Here is a 17,646-nt window from a genome sequence, read left to right as displayed (position 1 = left end):
TCAGAAATATTCGAGGGAAACCCGGAAGAGCTGCTCCACCTTGGGAACAGCCGCTTTCAGGGCAAACACCACCAGCCGGTCATTGGTCTCGATCGTCACATTATCCCGGCGGAAATAGACCTTCTCGCCGCGCACAAGGGCGCAGACCGAGACGTCTTCAGGCAGTTCCAGATCGCGCAGCGACTTGCCCACGAGCGGCGATGTCGCCAGCGCCACGCCCTCCAGCGCCTCGGCCTGACCGTCAGCCAGCGTTTGCAGGCCGGTGATGCGCCCCCGGCGAATGTGCTGGAGGATGGTGGACACGGTGACGCCGCGCGGATCGATCATAATGTCGATCCCAAGCTCGGTGCGGACATCCTTCAGGCCCGGCTCGTTGACGAGGCAAAGCGTGCGCTGCGCCCCTTCGCGCTTGGCCATGACCGCCGACAGCAGATTAACCTTGTCATCATTGGTCAGGCAGATCGCGAGTTCGGCATCCTCGACGCCCGCTTCACGCAGCAGGCGGCGGTCAAGGCCATCGCCATGGAGAACGACGGTGCGCGACAGGCTGTCAGCGGCGCGTTCCGCCCTCGCCTTGTCAGCCTCGATGATCCGTACGCGCACCCCCGCCATGCGCTCCAGCGCCCGCGCCACATATACGCCGATATTACCAGCCCCGATAATCACCACGCGGCGCGCGCGCTGAACCTGATGGCCGAAAACATCCAGCACCCGTGGCACATGCGGCCCGGCCACGGCCACATAGGCGTCATCACCGACGCTGAGCGGGTCGCGGTCTTCGGGAATGAACACGCCGCTGTCGCGGCGCACGCCGACAACATCCATGCCCAGATCGGGAAACAGCTCACGCAGATGCTCGCGATTGGTACCGGCTATGGGGGAGCCGTCATCGACGCGCAGGCCCAGAAGCTGAAGCCGGTTATTGGCAAAAGGCGCCGTTGCCGACGCCCCCGGCGTCTCCAGACGCTGCAGGATGGAGCGGCTGACCTCCAGCTCCGGCGAGATCGTCACATCGATGGGCAGCGCACCGCGCGCAAACAGGTCTCGCCAGGACTTTGCCAGATAACTCTGGGCGCGCACGCGGGCGATCTTCAGCGGCGTATCGAAAATCGAATGCGCCACCTGGCACGCGACCATGTTCGTTTCGTCCGAATAGGTGACGGCGACCAGCAGGTCAGCATCGGCAATACCGGCGCGTTCCAGCGTATCGGGATGCGAGCCATGGCCGACAACACCGCGTACATCCAGATCCGTTGTCACCCGGTCGATGAGCGTTTGCGACCAGTCCACCACCGTAACCGAATTGCCCTCGGCGGCCAGCTCGCGCGCGATACCGTACCCTACCCGCCCGGCTCCGCAAACGACGGCTTTCATCAGCCTTCACTCCCCGTGGCGGGCGTGTCGTCGCCATCCCCGTCACCGCGATCAGTTCCGCCCACGCCAAGGCTTTTCAGCTTGCGGTGGAGTGCCGAGCGCTCCATGCCGATAAACGTGGCTGTACGCGAGATATTGCCGCCAAACCGGCTGATCTGCGCCTTGAGGTATTCACGCTCGAAATTCTCGCGTGCATCGCGCAGGGGCAGCGCAATCATCCGCTCTGTATCCAGTCCGCCAGGACCGCTATCGCGTCCCACGACCTCTGAAGGCAGCGCATCAAGGGTGATGGCCTCGTTCGGGTCTCCCGTAGCCAGAATGAGCACGCGCTCCACATTATTGCGTAGCTGGCGGACATTGCCGGGCCAGCTATGCGCCTGCAGGGCCGCCATGGCGTCAGGTCCGATCTTGCGCGGGGTCAGGCCCGACATGGCCGTCAGACGCTCCAGAAAGTGGCTCACCAGCAGCGGAATGTCTTCGCGCCGGTCCGACAATGGCGGCACCTCGATCGGCACGACCGCCAGCCGGTGATAGAGATCCTCGCGAAAGCGCCCCTGCCCGATCAGCGCACGCAAATCGCGCGAGCTGGACGACAGCACCCGCACATTCACTTCCACGTCCACGCCGCCGCCCAGACGCCGGAAGCGCTGCTCCACCAGCATGCGCAGCAGCTTGCCTTGGGTCGCCAGCGGCATGTCGCCGACTTCATCGAGGAATAGCGTGCCGCCATGGGCCTGCTCGAGCAGGCCGACACGTTCAACGCTGCCATCGGTGCGTTCGGCGCCGAACAGCTCCTCTTCAACCCGGTCGGGGTTCATCATGGCCGCACTGACAGGCACAAAGTTTCCGCCTACCCGTGGAGAGCCAGCGTGGATGAGCCGGGCGATCAGCTCCTTGCCGGAGCCAGCCGGCCCGCTTATCAGAACACGTGAATTAGCTGCCGCAACCCTCTCAATTGTCTGACGAAGCTGATTTGCCGCAGTTGACTTGCCGATCAGCTCGTTATGCATTTCGGTGCGCGCGCGCAGCTCGGCCACTTCGCGGCGCAACTGGCTGGCTTCCAGCGCCCGCTCCACCGTCAGCAGCAGCTTGTCGGACTTGAAGGGCTTCTCGATGAAATCATAGGCGCCCTTGCGGATGGCCGCGACGGCGGTTTCGATCGTGCCGTGTCCGGAAATGACGATAACGGGCAGTCCGGGATCAGCCGCGCGGATTTCGTCCAGCAGTGCGATGCCGTCCAGCCGGCTGCCCTGCAGCCAGACATCGAGGATGGCCAGCGAGGGCTTGCGCTGGCGCACAGCGGCCAGCGCCTCGTCGGCGTCGCCGGCATAGCGCGCCATATACCCTTCGTCTTCCAGCAAGCCGCCAATCAGCTCGCGGATATCGGCTTCATCATCAACGACCAGAATGTCGTGTGCCATGCGTTATGCCTCTCGGGACAGTGCGGACTCATTGGCCGCGTTCGTTGTTTCAAGCAAGGGAAAGGCCAACCGGACCAGCGCGCCGCGATTGCCATCCTCGCGTTCATCAAGCTCCAGCCGGCCGCCATGGTCTTCCATGACCCGCCGCACAATGGCGAGACCCAGGCCGGTCCCCTTGTCGCGTGTCGTCATATAGGGTTCGGTCAGCTTTGCGCGGTCAGCAAAGGGCCATCCCAGCCCGTTATCGCGCACCTCGATCACGGCCGTGTCGTCTTCAAGCTTCAAGGTCACGGCAATCTCGCCGCCCTGCTTGGCGCCTTCCTCATCCAGCCGCGCCAGCACGCTTTCACCGGCGTTTTTCAGGATGTTGGCCAGGGCCTGCGCCGTAAGGCGGCTATCGCACTCCACGATGACCGGATGGTCTGGCGTCTCCAGCGGCAGCTTGATACGCGGTGACGCGACGCGCTGCGAGAACACCGCCCCCTCAACCACGCCTACCAGATCGGCGGCCTCCATCTTGGGTGTGGGCATGCGCGCGAACGCCGAGAACTCATCGACCATCCGGCCAATATCGCTGACCTGACGGACAATGGTCTCGATGCATTTGTCGAAAATCTCTGCCTGATCGTCCGGTATCCCGCTGCGGTATTTGCGCCGGATACGCTCTGCTGACAGCTGGATCGGGGTGAGCGGGTTCTTGATCTCGTGCGCGATGCGGCGCGCGACATCGCGCCATGCGGCGTTACGCTGGGCAGAGACCAGCCGCGTCACATCGTCAAAGGTGATAACCAGCTCGCCCTCATCGTCGGTGGAGGCGCGCACATTCAGATTGAGCAGCGCGCCATCGTTGCCCGGAATGTCGATCTGGCGCTCGATAAGGACCGCGCGCGAGCGCCGCGCCTCCTCGACGATGGGCGCAAACATGCCCAGCGCGGCGTCCACCGGTTCGCCTGTGAGCGTGCCTGCCTCCACATCCAGCAGGGTTTCGGCGGAGCGGTTGACGAGCGTGATGCGGTTTTGCGGATCGAGACCCACCACGCCCGCGCTGACGCCGGTCAGCACCGCCTCGATGAAGTTGCGCCGGCTTTCCGATTCCGCATTCGCCTCCAGCAGGGCGCGGCGCTGACTGTTCAGCTGGCGCGTCATCCGGTTGAAGGCGCGGCCAAGAGCGGCGATCTCGTCGTCCTCGCGCTGGACCAGAACGCGGGCATCGAGATCACCGCGCCGGACCCGCTCAGCCGCGCCCACAAGGCGGGCAACCGGCGTGACCACGCGCGTAGCCGCGCTCAAGGCGAGCCATAGCGCGCCCACCAGGATCAGCGCCACAGCCGCGAAATAGACCAGGATGAAGACCTGGCGCATCCCCTCCTCGCGCGCCACGGCCTGGCGGTAGGAGGCGGTTGCCTCCTCGGCAGCGGTCAGCACGCCCAGATCGACGTACCAGACGACATAGAGGTATGCGTCCTCATAGGCTGGCAGGTTCACCAGGAGGCGCACATAGGCCGGCCCATCCTCGCGCTGGGTCGGGTCGCTCACGCCGATATCGCGCGATCCTGCGAACTCGTACATTAGCTGTGACGGGGCCACGAAGGGCGGCGCGCCCGGTGCCTCGGCGCGCGCCAGCACGGTCGACTGGCTGTCAATGACATAGGCGGCGGCGAAATTGCGCCCGATGGCCTGGTTGCGCAAATATTGCGTGTACTCGATACGGCTCTCGCTCATCGCCGCGACGGCTTCTGGGTAGGACAGATCGCCCGCCATGCTGACCAGTTGCAGCTCGGCCAGATTCAGCTCCAGCGGCGCTTGCGCGCGCCCGACCTCGGCCATGGTCTCGACAAGGGTAGTGACCCGCTCACCAAACCAGAATTCAACACCCCGGCCCAGCACCAGCGCCAGCAGCAAAGCCATCAGGATTGAGGGTGCCACCGCCGCCAGCGCAAACAGCGCCATGAAGCGCATATGCAGGCGCGGTGCGGGCGCGCCAAAGCGCCGCCCCATGAAAATGCGGGCCGCCCGCACACTGACCGCGCCGGCCAGAGCCGCGATGATGAAAGCCGATATTGTCAGCAGGGTGTAGAATAGCGGCGCCAGGCTGCCGATCGCGCCCTGTTCCGATACAGCCAGAACCGCGCATGCGACCACCCCGGTCGCTGCCACGAGAAACCCCGTGGCAAAAAGCGACATGCGCAGGGATTCGACACTGTTTTTAAGCCAGGATGGCAAGCTGATGCGCCTATGTTCGATACGCCCCGGCGCATGTTGGACCGGGTGTGGCCAAATATCAACGCCTAGTGTTGCAACTATTCCTCACCGCCGCCATCCATGCCCAGCGCCGTCAGGCGGCGCGCGAGCGTGTTGCGGTTCAGTCCCAGATATCGCGCTGCGTCGCGCCGCACCCCGCCGGTATGGGCCAGCACGGTTTCAATCATCGCCTTGTCGACGATAGCCGCCACATCATTTGCCACATCCTGGCTATGCTCGCTCAGCCGGGAGCCGACAAAAGCGCGCACGGCATCTTCAAGGACTGCGCCTGTACCCGGCGCTGCAGGGGCCGCCAGCGCCTCCTGCAGGGCCGCAAGCCCCAGCGTTCCCTTGTCGCCCTGCACGGCGAGGCGGGCGGCGCTGCGCTCCAGCTCGGCCACCTCGCCGGGCCAGGGATAGGCGTTGATGAACTCTGCCGCATCGCGGGCAATCGCAAAATCGGTGCGTCCGTGCTTTTTCAGGAAATGCTCGAACAGGCGCACACGGTCCTCGCCGCGCGTACGCAGAGGCGGCAGCTCGACATGGCCGACCGCCAGACGCTCGAACAAGGCCGGCGCCATAACGGTGCGCACATCGGCCAGAGCGGTGACGTAAAGGCGTGTGTCCCCCATCTGGTCAAGCTGCTCCAGGACCATGTCCTGAACGGCGTCGTCCCAGCGCTCAGCGCGGCGCAGCAACAAGCCTGCTCCGCTCGCTTCGGCAAACACCTGCACGCCTTCGCGTTTCAGCCGGTCAGGCCCGGCTTCGACCAAGGCTTTACCCGGCTTGCTCGCGCGGTGGAGCGTGCGCGCCGCACTCGCCCGGCCAGACCCGTCTGGCCCTGTGAAGAGGACAGGCGCGCTGACGCGCGACAGGCGCGCCAGCAGGCGGAAGGCTGTCTGCATGGCCGGGGACCGCCCGACGAGATCCGGGAAGGGGTTGGCACCGGAGCGCTGCTGGCCTGCGCGCTCACCGGTATCGAGCGCGCGGCAGGCGGCATCTACCAGATCGTCCAGATCGAACGGCTTGGGCAGGTATTCATAGGCCCCGCCCCGCACCGCCTGAATGGCCGTTGCCGCCGTCGTCTGCGCACTGATGACCAGCACCGGCGCATCGGGCCGGACATGCTGCAGCTCTTCCAGCCGGTCGAGAAAGTTTTCATCGCCCAGCAGCACGTCGGCTACCAGAAGGTCAGCGTCGCGCCTTGCCATGCGCTCAATGGCTGATGAGGGCGAAGCGGTAGCACGCACGTCAAAGCCTGCACGGGTGAGCGCGCGCGAGATGACCAGGCGCAAGGTCTCATCGTCTTCAAGGACGAGAATGCGCCGTCCGCCGCCACTATCCTGTGTCATGCCGCCTCCTCGCGCAGATAGATCCGGAACACGGTGCGTCCCGCCCGGCTTTCATATTCCAGCCCGCCGGCATGCAGCTCTGCCACCCGCGAGACCAGCGCCAGCCCCAGCCCCTCGCCTGCCGGCTTGCCGGTGACGAAGGGGGAGAAAATCAACTCGCCGAGCTCCTCCGGAACACCGGGGCCATTATCGGTGATATCAATCTGCAGGCGCGCCTCAGGCGCCACCCCGCCGGGCCGCGCGGTGCGATAGCGGGTGGTGATCTCGATAACGCCATCACCCTGGCCAGCCAGTGCCTCGGCAGCGTTGACGAGCAGGTTCAGCACGGCCTGAAGCACCAGATCACGGTCTCCGAAAGCATCGGGCAGCGAAGGATCATAATCCTCCACCAGAGCCAGCCCCTTGCCGCTGGCCGCCGACATGGAGCGCAGCGCCTCATTGGCCACTTCATTCAGGCTGAACGGCGCGAACGGGTGCGGCGCGATATCGCCGACCTTGCTCCAGCGGTCTGCAATGCGCAGCGCCCGGTCCAGCTCGGCCATGATGAGAGCGGCCATCTCCGCCGTTTCAGGGTCTGCCGATGAGGCAATCAGCTGCGCGGCACCGCGCGCGCCGGCCATCGGGTTTTTCAGCTCGTGGGAGAGCATTCGGCCAAATCCGGCTGCGGCATTGGCCGCCCGGTCACCGCGCGCGACCGCACCGGCCTCCGGCCAGAGGCGGATGGAGATGCAGGCACCATCCTTGTGAGGCGCGGCATCAATCGCTGCCCGGCGTGTGCCGTCGGGAAACTCCACGCGCACATCATGGGCGAACACCGCCCTGCCCTCGCCAACCGCCCGGCTGGCGACCGTTCTGGCTGCCATGCCCCACGGACCCAGCCCGTCCAGCCTCTCTCCGGTCAGACGCCGCGCGGATCGCTCGAACAGCGCCTCGGCCGCGTCGTTCACATAGGAGATGACGCCACCGGCATTGATGAGCAGTACCGCGCTGGGCAGATAATCGGCAGCCTGGGCGGTCGTGGCATCTGACGGGTTCATGCGGCGCTGCGTATCCCGGCTTCGCGGGCCAGACGCTCCAGCCCGGCAATGGCCCCTGTAACACTGGCCGCCTTGCACAGCACGCCGCGCCAGTTTCGCGCCTCGCCCGGATCATCAAACAGATGATCGACAAAGCCCGCATAGTGCTTTCGCATGCAGCGCACGCCCAGAATTTCGCCATGAAGGGCCGCGGAGTCCTCTGTCGCCCGCACCAGAGCATCAATCATGTCCGCCATGGGCGGGTCGAGCGCATCGCCGCCCTCAAGCAATGCCCGGCCAATAGCGCCAGGCAACCAGGGGCGCCCGGTGGCGGCCCTGCCCACCATCACGGCGTCCGCGCCCGATTGTGCCAGCGCCGCGCGCGCCTCATCGGCATTGGTGATGTCTCCATTGACCACCACGGGGACGGATACGGCATCCTTCACGGGCCGCACCGCCGCCCAGTCGGCCGTGCCGGTGTAGAATTGCTGGCGGGTACGTCCGTGGACCGTGACCATACGGATACCGGCATCCTCAGCGCGGCGTGCCAGCTGCGGCGCGTTGATCGTGTCGTGGTCCCAGCCGAGCCGCATCTTCAGCGTGACAGGTATGTCAGTGGCATTGACCGTCGCCTCGACCAGCTCCAGCGCATGGTCAAGATCTCGCATCAGGGCAGAGCCGGAGAGGCCGCGCGTCACCTGCCGCGCCGGGCAGCCCATATTGATATCGATGATTTCGGCCCCGGCATCGGCAGCGATGCGCGCGCCGATATCCATCCATTTCGCTTCACGCCCTGCCAGCTGGATGACACGCGGTGCAACATCTGAATCTCCTGCCATGCGCCGCACCACATCAGCACGGCCCTGCGCCAGCGTTTCACACGCCACCATTTCCGATACGACCAGTCCCGCTCCGAAGGCTTTGGCCTGTTTGCGGATGGCATAGTCGGTCACGCCCGACATAGGCGCGAGAATGCACGGCACGTCCACGCGCACCGCGCCGACGCTGAAACCCGGCCCCTCGGCCATATGTGACACCCTTGTCATGAGGCTGCAGATACAGTGTATGGACGCGAACCGCCAGACGCCGCACAGCGCTCTGCACGGTTTTGGTGCCAGAGTGCTGCACGAAAGAGACCTGATGACGCCATTCAGTGCATGCATCGTTGCCGCAGGAAGCGGCACGCGGGCTGGGCGCAGCGTGCCCAAGCAGTTCGAGCGTGTTGGGGGCAAGCCCCTGCTGCGCTGGTCGGCCGAGGCGTTCGCCGCGCATACGCTGTGCCGCGAGATCATCGTCGCAGTGCCCGTAGCCCATATGGATACGGCGCGCGAGGCGCTTCAAGGCCTTGATGTCATCCTCGTGGAGGGTGGCGACAGCCGCACGCGCTCGGTAAAGACCTGCATCGACAGGGCCAGCCAGCCGCTTGTCTTCATTCACGATGCGGCACGTCCGGGATTGAGCCAGCCGCTCATTGACCGCCTGCTGCAAGCGCTGGAAGACACTTCCGGCGCCGCGCCTGCCCTGCCCGTCGCTGATGCGCTGGCGCGTGAGGGCGAGGCTGGCGTCGAGGCCGTTTCCCGCGATGGGCTGATGCGTATCCAGACGCCGCAAGCGTTTCACCTTGCCGCTTTGAGCTCGGCGTTCGATGAGACGCGCGGCAGAGACTATCCCGACGAAATTTCCCTGGTCCGCGCGGCGGGGCTTCAGGTTAAGCTGGTTGAAGGCGATGAGGCGGTGTTCAAGGTGACCTACCCGGACGATTTTGCACGCGCCGAAACCCTGCTGGGCGGGCCGTCCGGCCTGCCGGTCATGGGTACGGGCTTTGATGTTCACCGGCTGACGGCAGGAGACGGCATCCATCTGTGCGGTGTGTTCGTTCCGTGCGATCTGGCGCTGGTTGGCCATTCCGACGCCGATGTGGGCCTGCACGCACTGACGGACGCCATTCTGGGCGCTGCTGGCGCAGGCGATATCGGCCAGCATTTTCCGCCGAGCGATGAACGCTGGCGCGGCGCCGACAGTGCGCAATTCCTCGTTCACGCCATGCAGCTTGCCCGCGAGGCGGGCATAAGCCCCGTTCACGCCGATATCACGCTGATCTGTGAGCGCCCGAAGATCGGCCCCGTACGCGATGCGATGCGCGCCCGCGTGGCAGAGCTGACCGGTCTGGCGCTGGCGCGGGTGAACATCAAGGCGACCACTACCGAAAAGCTGGGCTTTACCGGCCGGGGCGAAGGGATCGCCGCGCAGGCCGCCTTCACCGGAGTTCTCACATGAGCACCCTGCCCGCCATTCTCGCCGAAACGGCCCGCGAACTGGTGGCGTTGGCCACGGATAAGGGCGTTACGCTCGCCACCGCCGAAAGCTGTACTGGCGGGCTGGTCGCGGCATCCATTACGGAAATCGCTGGCAGTTCTGCCGTGCTGGAGCGCGGGTTTGTTACCTATTCCAACGCAGCCAAGGCCGAGAGCCTTGCTGTGCCGGTTGCGATGATCGCCCAGCACGGCGCGGTGAGCGAGCAGGTGGCGAGCGCGATGGCCGAAGGCGCGCTTTTCAACTCCCACGCCGATATTGCCGTGTCGATTACCGGCATTGCCGGACCGGGTGGCGGTAGCGATGAAAAGCCGGTGGGACTGGTCTGGTTCGGGCTGGCCCGACGCGGAGAAGCTACACGCACCGAACGGCATTTTTTCGACCATCTTGACCGTCATGGCGTGCGCGAGGCAGCGGCCTTCGAGGCGCTACGCCTTCTCGCCGACGCGGCCCGCATCTGAACCGACCGGCGTGTAGCGCCGGGCCGCCTCCTCGCGGAAACGTTCGATCAGATAGCGGATGGCGCGTGAACGGCTGGCATCCATCAGGGCGTTGAGTACCGGATTGCGGAAGCGGTAGCGGATCCAGAAGCTGACTTGCGTCGAGCCGTCCTCCAGCTCTGCAAAGCTCCATTCATTGGCCAGTTCGTGGAAGGGACCGGAAAGGTAAGAGACCTTGATGGTCCTGGCCGGACGGTCCAGCAGGACGCGCGTCGTGAAGCTTTCGCGAACGAAGCGGAACTGCACGCGTGCTTCGGCATCCAGCTCACCAACACCCTCATCCACATCATCACGTATCACGCGCAATGCGCTGATAAGCGGAATGAATCTGGGATAGGCGCGTACATCGCTGACGAGATCGAACAGCTCGTCAGGCCGGTATGGCAGGCGCAGGCTCTCGCGGTGTTCGGAGGTCATCAGCTCGCCGCGCTTCAGACCTTGCGGCCCGCTTTCAGCGCCGCCTCACGCGCGTCGCGCAGCCGGGCAAAGTCCTCGCCCGCATGGTAGCTGGACCGGGTCAGCGGCGAAGCGGACACCATCAGGAAGCCCTTGGCGCGCGCAATCGTCTCATAGCCCTTGAACTCGTCCGGCGTGACGAAGCGGTCAACGGCCGCGTGCTTGCGCGTCGGCTGCAGGTACTGGCCGATGGTAAGAAAATCGATACCGGCTGAACGCATATCGTCCATCACCTGCATCACCTCCTCCTTGGTCTCGCCAAGGCCGACCATGATGCCAGATTTGGTGAACTGGGAAGGGTCGCGCTCTTTCACCCGCTCCAGCAGGCGCAGTGAGTGGTAATAGCGCGCGCCGGGCCGGATGGAGAGATAGAGCCGCGGCACGGTCTCCAGATTATGGTTGAACACATCCGGGCGCGCGTCGATCACGATCTCCGCTGCGCCGGGCTTCCTCAGGAAGTCGGGGGTGAGAATCTCGATCGTCGTGTCCGGGTTCAGCCGGCGGATGGCGCGGATCGTCTGTGCGAAATGCTCCGCCCCGCCATCGGCCAGATCATCACGGTCCACCGAGGTGATGACGACGTGTTTGAGCTCCATGGCGGCGGTGGCTTCGGCAACTCGGCGCGGCTCATCAGTATCGAGCGGCGCGGGCATGCCCGTCTTCACATTGCAGAAGCTGCATGCGCGGGTGCAGGTGTCGCCCATAATCATGAAGGTGGCGTGCTTTTGCGCCCAGCATTCGCCGATATTGGGGCAGCCTGCCTCCTCGCACACGGTGACGAGATTATTCTCTCGCACCACTTTGCGGGTCTCGGAGAACACACCGCCTGCGGGGGCCTTGACGCGAATCCATTCCGGCTTTCGCAGCACCGGCGTGTCGGGCCGCTTCTGCTTTTCGGGATGGCGCTCGGCGCGCTGCTGCTGGCGGGTATCGAAGAGTGTTGTCATGGCGGGAACATGGCGCGCAAAGCGGCCCGGTTCAAGCGCTGTGAACCGGGCCGCTGCGCAAGTCAGTTATGCGTTGGCGGGCTAGATCGCTGCCCCGCCATTGCGCTCGGCTGCCACGAGACGTGGATTGCGGTTGAAAAGCGCCAGCGTCCAGGCCCCCAGGCCGATGAAGAAGACGATCGACCCGATGAGGAAGCCGAGGGCCGGCACCACACCCAGCGCCCCGACAACGGCCAGCACCAGGAAGAATGACAGCACCCGCAGACCAAGGCCGATGCCTTCGCCAGAGCGGTTGAAGATCAGGTCTCCGAGCACCACTGCGCCAAATGCGTAGGCCAGCACCATGATGAAGGGGAAAGCAAAAAGCAGGATGATGCCCAGCGGTATGCCGATGACCGTGATGGCCAGGAAGACAAACACCGCCACCAGCAGGATTGGCAGGAAGGCGGCCAGCACCAGCCCCAGCAGGCCGGAAGCCCAGGGACGCGCCCGGAAATGATCGGCAATGCCCGATACGGCGCGCGGCGAAATCAGGCAGGCCAGCAGGCCGAGCACAAAGGCGGCGATGCCCATGGCCGTTCCAAACGCCCACACCGGCGGGCCAAAATCGGATACGCGCGGCCCTGAGTAGACGCGGGCACGGCGCTGGTCGCTGAACGGCGCTTCCTCATAGCTGGTTTCGCCGATGATCTGCGCGCCTTCGGCGATGACCGGCGCGTTGGGACCGCGCACACGCAGCTGGCCGGCGATCTGCGCGCCCGGCATGATTTCCACGTTCTCGGCGTGCAGTTCCACATCACCGGCTACCGTGCCTTCGATAATCACGGTGCGCGCACGGCCCTTCATGCGGCCTTGAGCCGTGCCGGACATGCGGATTTCACTGCCAGCGAGATCCATATTGCCGCCAATCGAACCGCTTTCATCAATGGCGATCAACGCGCCCCCTGCGGCCAGATCACGGCCAATGCGCCCGCCAACGCGGATATCCGCACCCGCCAGGTCAGCGCCGCCCGAAACGTCCGCGAGGATGGATATGTTGGCACCCGCCAGCGATACATCCCGGCCTACCGTGCCACGAATGATGATGTCACCGGCCGCCAGCTGGACGCTGCCTCCAACATCAGCGGTGATATCCACATTGCCCGCAAGCCCGCTGATATCGCCACCGACACGGCCGCGCAGGGTCACATCGCCAGCCAGGAACTGGGCGGAGCGGTCCTGATCGAGATCGAGATTGAGGTCGCCGCCAATATACTGCGCGTGGGCGGGCGACATGGCGAGCATCAGCCCGGCCAGTATGCCCGTCTGGGCGAAACGCGCTATCCACTTGCTAAACATCGGTTCAAGCCTTTCTGTGCTGGCTCAGGAATTTGGAATCTGGCGGCACCTAGCGGCGGCAACGTGCATCGCCGCGCGGGGTATATTCAAGCTGGGGCGCCGAACCGTCTCCGGTAAACGTGACGGCCTCCAGCGCGCGGACATTCAGCGGCCCGGTAACGGTGCCGGATATGACAACGCGCCGTGCGCAGATTGTTCCGCCAGCCAGCTCTCCGCTGATTTCCACGCGGCCATCGCTTTCGCGGCGATGCCAGCGACGGCCTTCATCAGCATTGATATCAATCTCGCCGGCAACAGACCCGCCAATCCGGGCACTGCGCACATTGGCGTAAAGCGTGCCGTCAATCCGGGCCTCGGTATCCAGGAAAGCAGCGTTCACGCGGATATCCCGGTCGACCACCGAACCGGACGACAGGCGGATATCCGCCCCGTTGGCGCGAAGACTGCCCAGCCGCCCGTTGAAGCTGGCATCGGCAAAGCTGCCATCCACCTCTCCGGCAACATTACCCTCCAGACGCAAATCGGCGCCGCGAACGCGCAGATCGCCACCGATATTACCCCGGATGGATATGTCAGCCCCCGTCACACGGGCATCGCCCAGGACAGCGCCGGCAAAACTGACATCAGCGCCCGTGGCGGTGAGCGAACCAACGGACATGTCCTGCAAGGTGATATCAGCGCCCGTCACGCGCAGTTCGCGCCCGACCCGGCCATCCAGCCGTACATCAGCGCCGGTTATGCGGGCATCCCCGTCATCATTCAGCGACAGGCGGATATCACCGCCCATGACGCGTGTGCCATCCTGAGCAGACGAGCTGGACGACACAGGAGCCGGCATGCAGGCGACCAGAATGACCGCCGTGGCGGTGACGGTAGAGAGGAGGAGACGATTTTTCATTTTTCTTACCTCTTGTGATGAGGGACCAACCATATCGAAACTCGATAACATATCGAAACTCGATAAGGAAGCACTTTTTTCGAAAAACGATAAATTTTTGCCGTCTCTCGTGAAATCTCCTGCGGATTTGAGGGGTTGGTTACTGCCTAGTAATGCAGCGCGCGGCCATACGCATCGAGCACGCTCTCATGCATCATTTCGGAGAGCGTGGGATGGGCGAAAACGGTGTGCATCAGCTCGGCTTCGGTCGTTTCCAGCTGGCGCGCAACGACATAGCCCTGAATGAGCTCGGTCACTTCCGCACCGATCATGTGGGCGCCCAGAAGCTCGCCGGTCTTCTTGTCGAACACCGTCTTGATGAGGCCCTGATCCTCGCCGAGCGCAATTGCCTTGCCATTACCGACGAAGGGGAAGCGGCCGACGCGCACTTCATGGCCCGCCTCCTTCGCTTTCGCTTCGGTAAGCCCCACCGAGGCGATCTGCGGATGGCAATAGGTGCAGCCGGGGATGTTGGACTTGTCCATCGGGTGGACGTCCTGACCTGCGATCTTCTCCACGCAGATCACGCCTTCATGGCTTGCCTTGTGGGCGAGCCAGGGCGCGCCGGTGACATCGCCGATGGCGTAGAGGCCGGAGACGCCGGTTGCGCCATAGCCGTCGGTGACGATATGGCCCCGCTCGATTTTCGCGCCGAGCGCTTCCAGCCCCAGATTTTCGACATTGCCGGTAATGCCGATGGCGAGAATCACCTTCTCGACCTCGATCACTTCCGACTTGCCATCGACTTTTATCGTCGCCTTCGCGCCGGACTTGGCTGTTTCCAGCTTCTCCACCTGCGCCTCGGTGATGATTTTCAGGCCCTGTTTCTCGAACGCCTTCTTCGCGAACTGGCTGATCTCTTCGTCCTCGGCAGGCAGGATGCGGTCCACCATCTCCACCACGGTCACCTTGGAGCCCAGCGTGGAATAGAAGCTGGCAAACTCCATCCCGATTGCGCCGGAACCGATGACGAGGATGGATTTGGGCAGCGCGTCCGGCACCATGGCTTCCTTGTAGGTCCAGATGGTCTTGCCGTCCGGCTCCAGCCCCGCTGCCGGAATGGTGCGCGCACGGGCACCTGTGGCCAGGATGACGTGTTTGGCCTCGTAGGTGGCATTCTTGCCGTCCTTGCCCTTCACGGCGACTTTGGGGGCCTTCGAGCCCTTTTCCAGCTTCGCCTCCCCGTCAATGACGGTCACCTTGTTCTTCTTTAGCAGGTGGCCCACCCCGCCCGACAGCCGCCCGGCGACTTTGCGCGAGCGCTTGACGATGGCCTCGATGTCAAAGCGCACATTGTCCGCCTTCAGGCCGAATTCCTCGGCGCGCTGGAAGAGATGGTAGATGTCGGAGGTGCGCAGGAGCGCCTTGGTGGGGATGCAGCCCCAGTTCAGGCAGATCCCGCCCAGATGCTCGCGCTCCACTACGGCCGTTTTAAGCCCTAGCTGCGCCGCGCGTATTGCCGCGACATAGCCGCCAGGCCCGCCGCCAATGACGATGAGATCAAACTGGGAATCGGCCACGGCCCTGTCCTTTCACCTTTTGTGCGGCTCAACTGGCCGCAACGTTTCTCTGTCTTGCCACCAGCCCTGGGGCAGGCGACGGCTTGCCGTTTTCATCAACCGCCACGATGACAAACTCGGCGCGCGCCACGGTGCGCCTATCCCCGCTCATCAGGTTCTCGGCGTCCATCTGCACGCCGACCCGCATCGAGGTGCGTCCCACATCAATCACCTCAGAGTGCAGATCGATCATCTCGCCTTCATGGGCGGGCTTTTCAAAGCTGATCTTGTCGGAGGCTGCCATGGTGACATTCATCCGGGCGTGGCGGTAGGCGGCGATCACCGCCGCCTTGCCCATGCGCTCCATCGCGCCGCCGCCATAAAGACGGCCGAGATGATCGGTGTCGCCGGGGAAGATGATCTCCACCATGCGGCTGGCGCCATTGGAGGGGTCCAGCTCCGGCAGACGCGTGCGCGGCACAGGCGGCAGGGCCTCCGGGTTCTCCTTGCGGTCCGCCGCGACCATGACGAATTCGCCTTGCGTGCACCGGTGGCGCTCGCCGGTGAGCATGTCCTCGGCGTCCAGCTGCACACGCACGCTCAGCGAATGATGGCCGACCATACGCACCTGGCCGGTCAGCTCAAGAAGATGGCCGAGGCGCGCGGGCGCGCGAAACTCGATCTTGTCGGAAGAGGCCGTCACAAAGGGCCGGCGCGCATGACGCGCGGCGACCAGAAAGGCCACCTTGTCCATATGCGCCATCGCCGTGCCGCCGAACAGGCTGCCCTGGTGGTTGGTCTGCTGCGGGAAGACCAGATCGCACAGGCGAATGGCACTGTCAGGGCTGGGTTGGATGACCATCTAGAGCAACATCGTCACCGGATCTTCGACGAGCGGTTTCAGCGCTTCGAGGAATTTCGCGCCGGTCGCGCCATCAACCACGCGGTGATCGCAGGTCAGCGTGATCGTCATCACCGTCGCGATGGCCAGCGCATCATTCTTCACTATCGCGCGCTTCTCCCCTGCCCCGACAGACAGGATCATGCCTTGCGGCTCGTTGATGATGGAGGCGAAGGACTTGATGCCCATCATGCCCAGGTTTGAGATGGAGAAGGTGCCGCCCTGGAACTCTTCCGGTTTCAGCTTGCGCTCGCGGGCACGGGCGGCGAGGTCTTTCATCTCTTCGGAGATTTTCGCGAGCCCCTTGGTCTCCGCCTTTTTGATCACCGGCGTGATAAGCCCGCCATCAATCGCGACGGCCACCGCCACATCGGCGTGCTTGTGCATGACCAGCCCCTCATCGGTATAGCTGGCATTGCTTTCGGGAACGCGGATCAGCGCCAGCGCGCAGGCGCGGATCAGCATGTCGTTGACCGACACCTTCACGCCCTCAGGTGCTTTGGCGTTCAGCTCGGAGCGCAGTTTCAGCAGCGCATCCAGCTCCAGATCAATGCTCAGCGGGAAGTGCGGCACATCGCGGAAGCTCGCCGTCATGCGGCGCGCGATGGTCTTGCGCATGCCGTCGAGCGGGACGATCTCGTAGGTGCCCTCTTCCAGATTGAGGCTCGCCACGCTGATCTTGCCGGGCTCGGCCTTTGCGGGCGCGCCCGTCTTGTCCTGCGCGGCGTCTTTCTTCGCGGCCTTGGAAACGCCTTGCGACAGCGCAGCCTCGACATCGCGCTTCACGATGCGGCCATTCGGGCCGGAGCCTTCCAGATCGCTTAAATCCAGCCCTTCCAGCTGCGCCATGCGCTTTGCCAGCGGCGAGGCTTTGAGGCGGGTGCCTTCGTTATTTTGAGCTGAACTCCCGGACGCGCTTTTGGCGCGATCCGGGACCTCGTCTTTATCCTGCTCCCGGCCCCGGCTCTCGCTGCGCTCGGCCGGGGTTTCAGACGATTTCGGTTCCTTGCCTTTGCCCTCATCCTTGGGAGCAGGCTTTTGCGAAGCGGAAGACTGCGCACTTTCAAGCGCGCTCTCATCTTCGCCTTCTTCCAGCAGCACGGCGATGACGGCATTGACCTTCACGCCTTCAGTGCCGCCTTCCACGAGAATTTTACCGACGCGGCCCTCATCGACGGCCTCGACCTCCATGGTTGCCTTGTCGGTCTCGATCTCGGCGATGACATCGCCGGATTTCACCTCATCGCCCTCTTTGACGAGCCAGCGCGAGAGCGTGCCTTCCTCCATGGTCGGCGAGAGTGCGGGCATCAGGACTTCAATGGGCATTGTCAGCTCCGCTGGATCGTACGGC

The 17,646-nt window shown here is 64.3% G+C and carries 15 protein-coding genes; 2 read left to right on the top strand and 13 right to left on the bottom strand.

All coding sequences use genetic code 11. The features are described 5' to 3' along the window. From trkA to dusB, 6 genes are all read right to left on the bottom strand, one after another. The gene (gene trkA / locus AB6B38_RS03800; protein WP_371394434.1) at positions 1 to 1,374 is read right to left on the bottom strand and encodes a Trk system potassium transporter TrkA; all 1,374 of its coding nucleotides are present in this window, start codon (positions 1,372 to 1,374) and stop codon (positions 1 to 3) included. Beyond that, positions 1,374 to 2,795 carry a sigma-54-dependent transcriptional regulator gene (locus AB6B38_RS03795; protein WP_371394433.1) on the bottom strand — a complete coding sequence of 474 codons (1,422 nt, stop codon included), beginning with the start codon at positions 2,793 to 2,795 and terminating at the stop codon, positions 1,374 to 1,376. The genes trkA and AB6B38_RS03795 overlap by 1 nt, the downstream gene beginning before the upstream one ends. A gap of 3 nt (positions 2,796 to 2,798) precedes the next feature. Further along, entirely contained in the window at positions 2,799 to 4,979 is a 2,181-nt protein-coding gene (locus AB6B38_RS03790; RefSeq protein WP_371394432.1) for an ATP-binding protein, read from the bottom strand. A gap of 116 nt (positions 4,980 to 5,095) precedes the next feature. Next, positions 5,096 to 6,388, bottom strand: a complete 1,293-nt coding sequence (locus tag AB6B38_RS03785) for a response regulator (protein ID WP_371394431.1) — start codon at positions 6,386 to 6,388, stop codon at positions 5,096 to 5,098. Further along, on the bottom strand, positions 6,385 to 7,425 hold the full coding sequence (locus tag AB6B38_RS03780; RefSeq protein ID WP_371394430.1) for a nitrogen regulation protein NR(II): 1,041 nt from the start codon (positions 7,423 to 7,425) through the stop codon (positions 6,385 to 6,387). The genes AB6B38_RS03785 and AB6B38_RS03780 overlap by 4 nt, the downstream gene beginning before the upstream one ends. Then, complete coding sequence (gene dusB, locus AB6B38_RS03775; protein WP_371394429.1) at positions 7,422 to 8,432, bottom strand: tRNA dihydrouridine synthase DusB; 1,011 nt, start codon at positions 8,430 to 8,432, stop codon at positions 7,422 to 7,424. Before dusB ends, AB6B38_RS03780 begins: the two co-directional genes overlap by 4 nt. 112 nt (positions 8,433 to 8,544) lie before the next feature. Here dusB and AB6B38_RS03770 point away from each other — a divergent pair, with 112 nt between their 5' ends. Both AB6B38_RS03770 and AB6B38_RS03765 read left to right on the top strand, forming a co-directional pair. Beyond that, positions 8,545 to 9,681: a bifunctional 2-C-methyl-D-erythritol 4-phosphate cytidylyltransferase/2-C-methyl-D-erythritol 2,4-cyclodiphosphate synthase gene (locus tag AB6B38_RS03770; protein ID WP_371394428.1), complete on the top strand. Its 1,137-nt coding sequence runs from the start codon at positions 8,545 to 8,547 to the stop codon at positions 9,679 to 9,681. Further along, the gene (locus AB6B38_RS03765; RefSeq protein ID WP_371394427.1) at positions 9,678 to 10,178 is read left to right on the top strand and encodes a CinA family protein; all 501 of its coding nucleotides are present in this window, start codon (positions 9,678 to 9,680) and stop codon (positions 10,176 to 10,178) included. Before AB6B38_RS03770 ends, AB6B38_RS03765 begins: the two co-directional genes overlap by 4 nt. On the opposite strand, the gene AB6B38_RS03760 is transcribed toward AB6B38_RS03765, so the two are convergent. From AB6B38_RS03760 to AB6B38_RS03730, 7 genes are all read right to left on the bottom strand, one after another. Beyond that, complete coding sequence (locus AB6B38_RS03760; RefSeq protein ID WP_371394426.1) at positions 10,146 to 10,634, bottom strand: type II toxin-antitoxin system RatA family toxin; 489 nt, start codon at positions 10,632 to 10,634, stop codon at positions 10,146 to 10,148. The genes AB6B38_RS03765 and AB6B38_RS03760 overlap by 33 nt on opposite strands. A gap of 14 nt (positions 10,635 to 10,648) precedes the next feature. Continuing rightward, complete coding sequence (gene lipA, locus AB6B38_RS03755; RefSeq protein WP_371394425.1) at positions 10,649 to 11,620, bottom strand: lipoyl synthase; 972 nt, start codon at positions 11,618 to 11,620, stop codon at positions 10,649 to 10,651. An 81-nt stretch (positions 11,621 to 11,701) separates the two neighbouring features. Next, positions 11,702 to 12,958, bottom strand: coding sequence for a hypothetical protein (locus AB6B38_RS03750; protein ID WP_371394424.1), 1,257 nt, complete (start codon positions 12,956 to 12,958; stop codon positions 11,702 to 11,704). Between the two features lie 49 nt (positions 12,959 to 13,007). Then, on the bottom strand, positions 13,008 to 13,856 hold the full coding sequence (locus AB6B38_RS03745; protein ID WP_371394422.1) for a hypothetical protein: 849 nt from the start codon (positions 13,854 to 13,856) through the stop codon (positions 13,008 to 13,010). Between the two features lie 146 nt (positions 13,857 to 14,002). Then, entirely contained in the window at positions 14,003 to 15,415 is a 1,413-nt protein-coding gene (gene lpdA, locus AB6B38_RS03740; protein WP_371394420.1) for a dihydrolipoyl dehydrogenase, read from the bottom strand. A gap of 28 nt (positions 15,416 to 15,443) precedes the next feature. Beyond that, positions 15,444 to 16,256 carry an acyl-CoA thioesterase gene (locus AB6B38_RS03735; RefSeq protein WP_371394418.1) on the bottom strand — a complete coding sequence of 271 codons (813 nt, stop codon included), beginning with the start codon at positions 16,254 to 16,256 and terminating at the stop codon, positions 15,444 to 15,446. After that, positions 16,257 to 17,621 (bottom strand): pyruvate dehydrogenase complex dihydrolipoamide acetyltransferase, encoded by a 1,365-nt coding sequence (locus AB6B38_RS03730; protein ID WP_371394417.1) that lies wholly within the window; start codon positions 17,619 to 17,621, stop codon positions 16,257 to 16,259. Positions 17,622 to 17,646 lie beyond the last annotated feature (25 nt).

It is taken from the genome of Glycocaulis abyssi, from assembly GCF_041429775.1.
Classification (GTDB): Bacteria; Pseudomonadota; Alphaproteobacteria; order Caulobacterales; family Maricaulaceae; genus Glycocaulis; species Glycocaulis abyssi.
This window is presented reverse-complemented; position numbering and strand designations above follow the sequence as displayed.

Coding starts and splice junctions, on each gene's coding strand:
- AB6B38_RS03760 (WP_371394426.1), bottom strand. CDS start 10,634: ATGACCTCCGAACACCGCGAGAGCCTGCGCCTGCCATACCGGCCTGAC.
- AB6B38_RS03745 (WP_371394422.1), bottom strand. CDS start 13,856: ATGAAAAATCGTCTCCTCCTCTCTACCGTCACCGCCACGGCGGTCATT.
- AB6B38_RS03765 (WP_371394427.1), top strand. CDS start 9,678: ATGAGCACCCTGCCCGCCATTCTCGCCGAAACGGCCCGCGAACTGGTG.
- trkA (WP_371394434.1), bottom strand. CDS start 1,374: ATGAAAGCCGTCGTTTGCGGAGCCGGGCGGGTAGGGTACGGTATCGCG.
- AB6B38_RS03770 (WP_371394428.1), top strand. CDS start 8,545: ATGACGCCATTCAGTGCATGCATCGTTGCCGCAGGAAGCGGCACGCGG.
- AB6B38_RS03750 (WP_371394424.1), bottom strand. CDS start 12,958: ATGTTTAGCAAGTGGATAGCGCGTTTCGCCCAGACGGGCATACTGGCC.
- AB6B38_RS03735 (WP_371394418.1), bottom strand. CDS start 16,256: ATGGTCATCCAACCCAGCCCTGACAGTGCCATTCGCCTGTGCGATCTG.
- AB6B38_RS03780 (WP_371394430.1), bottom strand. CDS start 7,425: ATGAACCCGTCAGATGCCACGACCGCCCAGGCTGCCGATTATCTGCCC.
- AB6B38_RS03730 (WP_371394417.1), bottom strand. CDS start 17,621: ATGCCCATTGAAGTCCTGATGCCCGCACTCTCGCCGACCATGGAGGAA.
- dusB (WP_371394429.1), bottom strand. CDS start 8,432: ATGGCCGAGGGGCCGGGTTTCAGCGTCGGCGCGGTGCGCGTGGACGTG.
- AB6B38_RS03790 (WP_371394432.1), bottom strand. CDS start 4,979: ATGTCGCTTTTTGCCACGGGGTTTCTCGTGGCAGCGACCGGGGTGGTC.
- AB6B38_RS03795 (WP_371394433.1), bottom strand. CDS start 2,795: ATGGCACACGACATTCTGGTCGTTGATGATGAAGCCGATATCCGCGAG.
- AB6B38_RS03785 (WP_371394431.1), bottom strand. CDS start 6,388: ATGACACAGGATAGTGGCGGCGGACGGCGCATTCTCGTCCTTGAAGAC.
- lipA (WP_371394425.1), bottom strand. CDS start 11,620: ATGACAACACTCTTCGATACCCGCCAGCAGCAGCGCGCCGAGCGCCAT.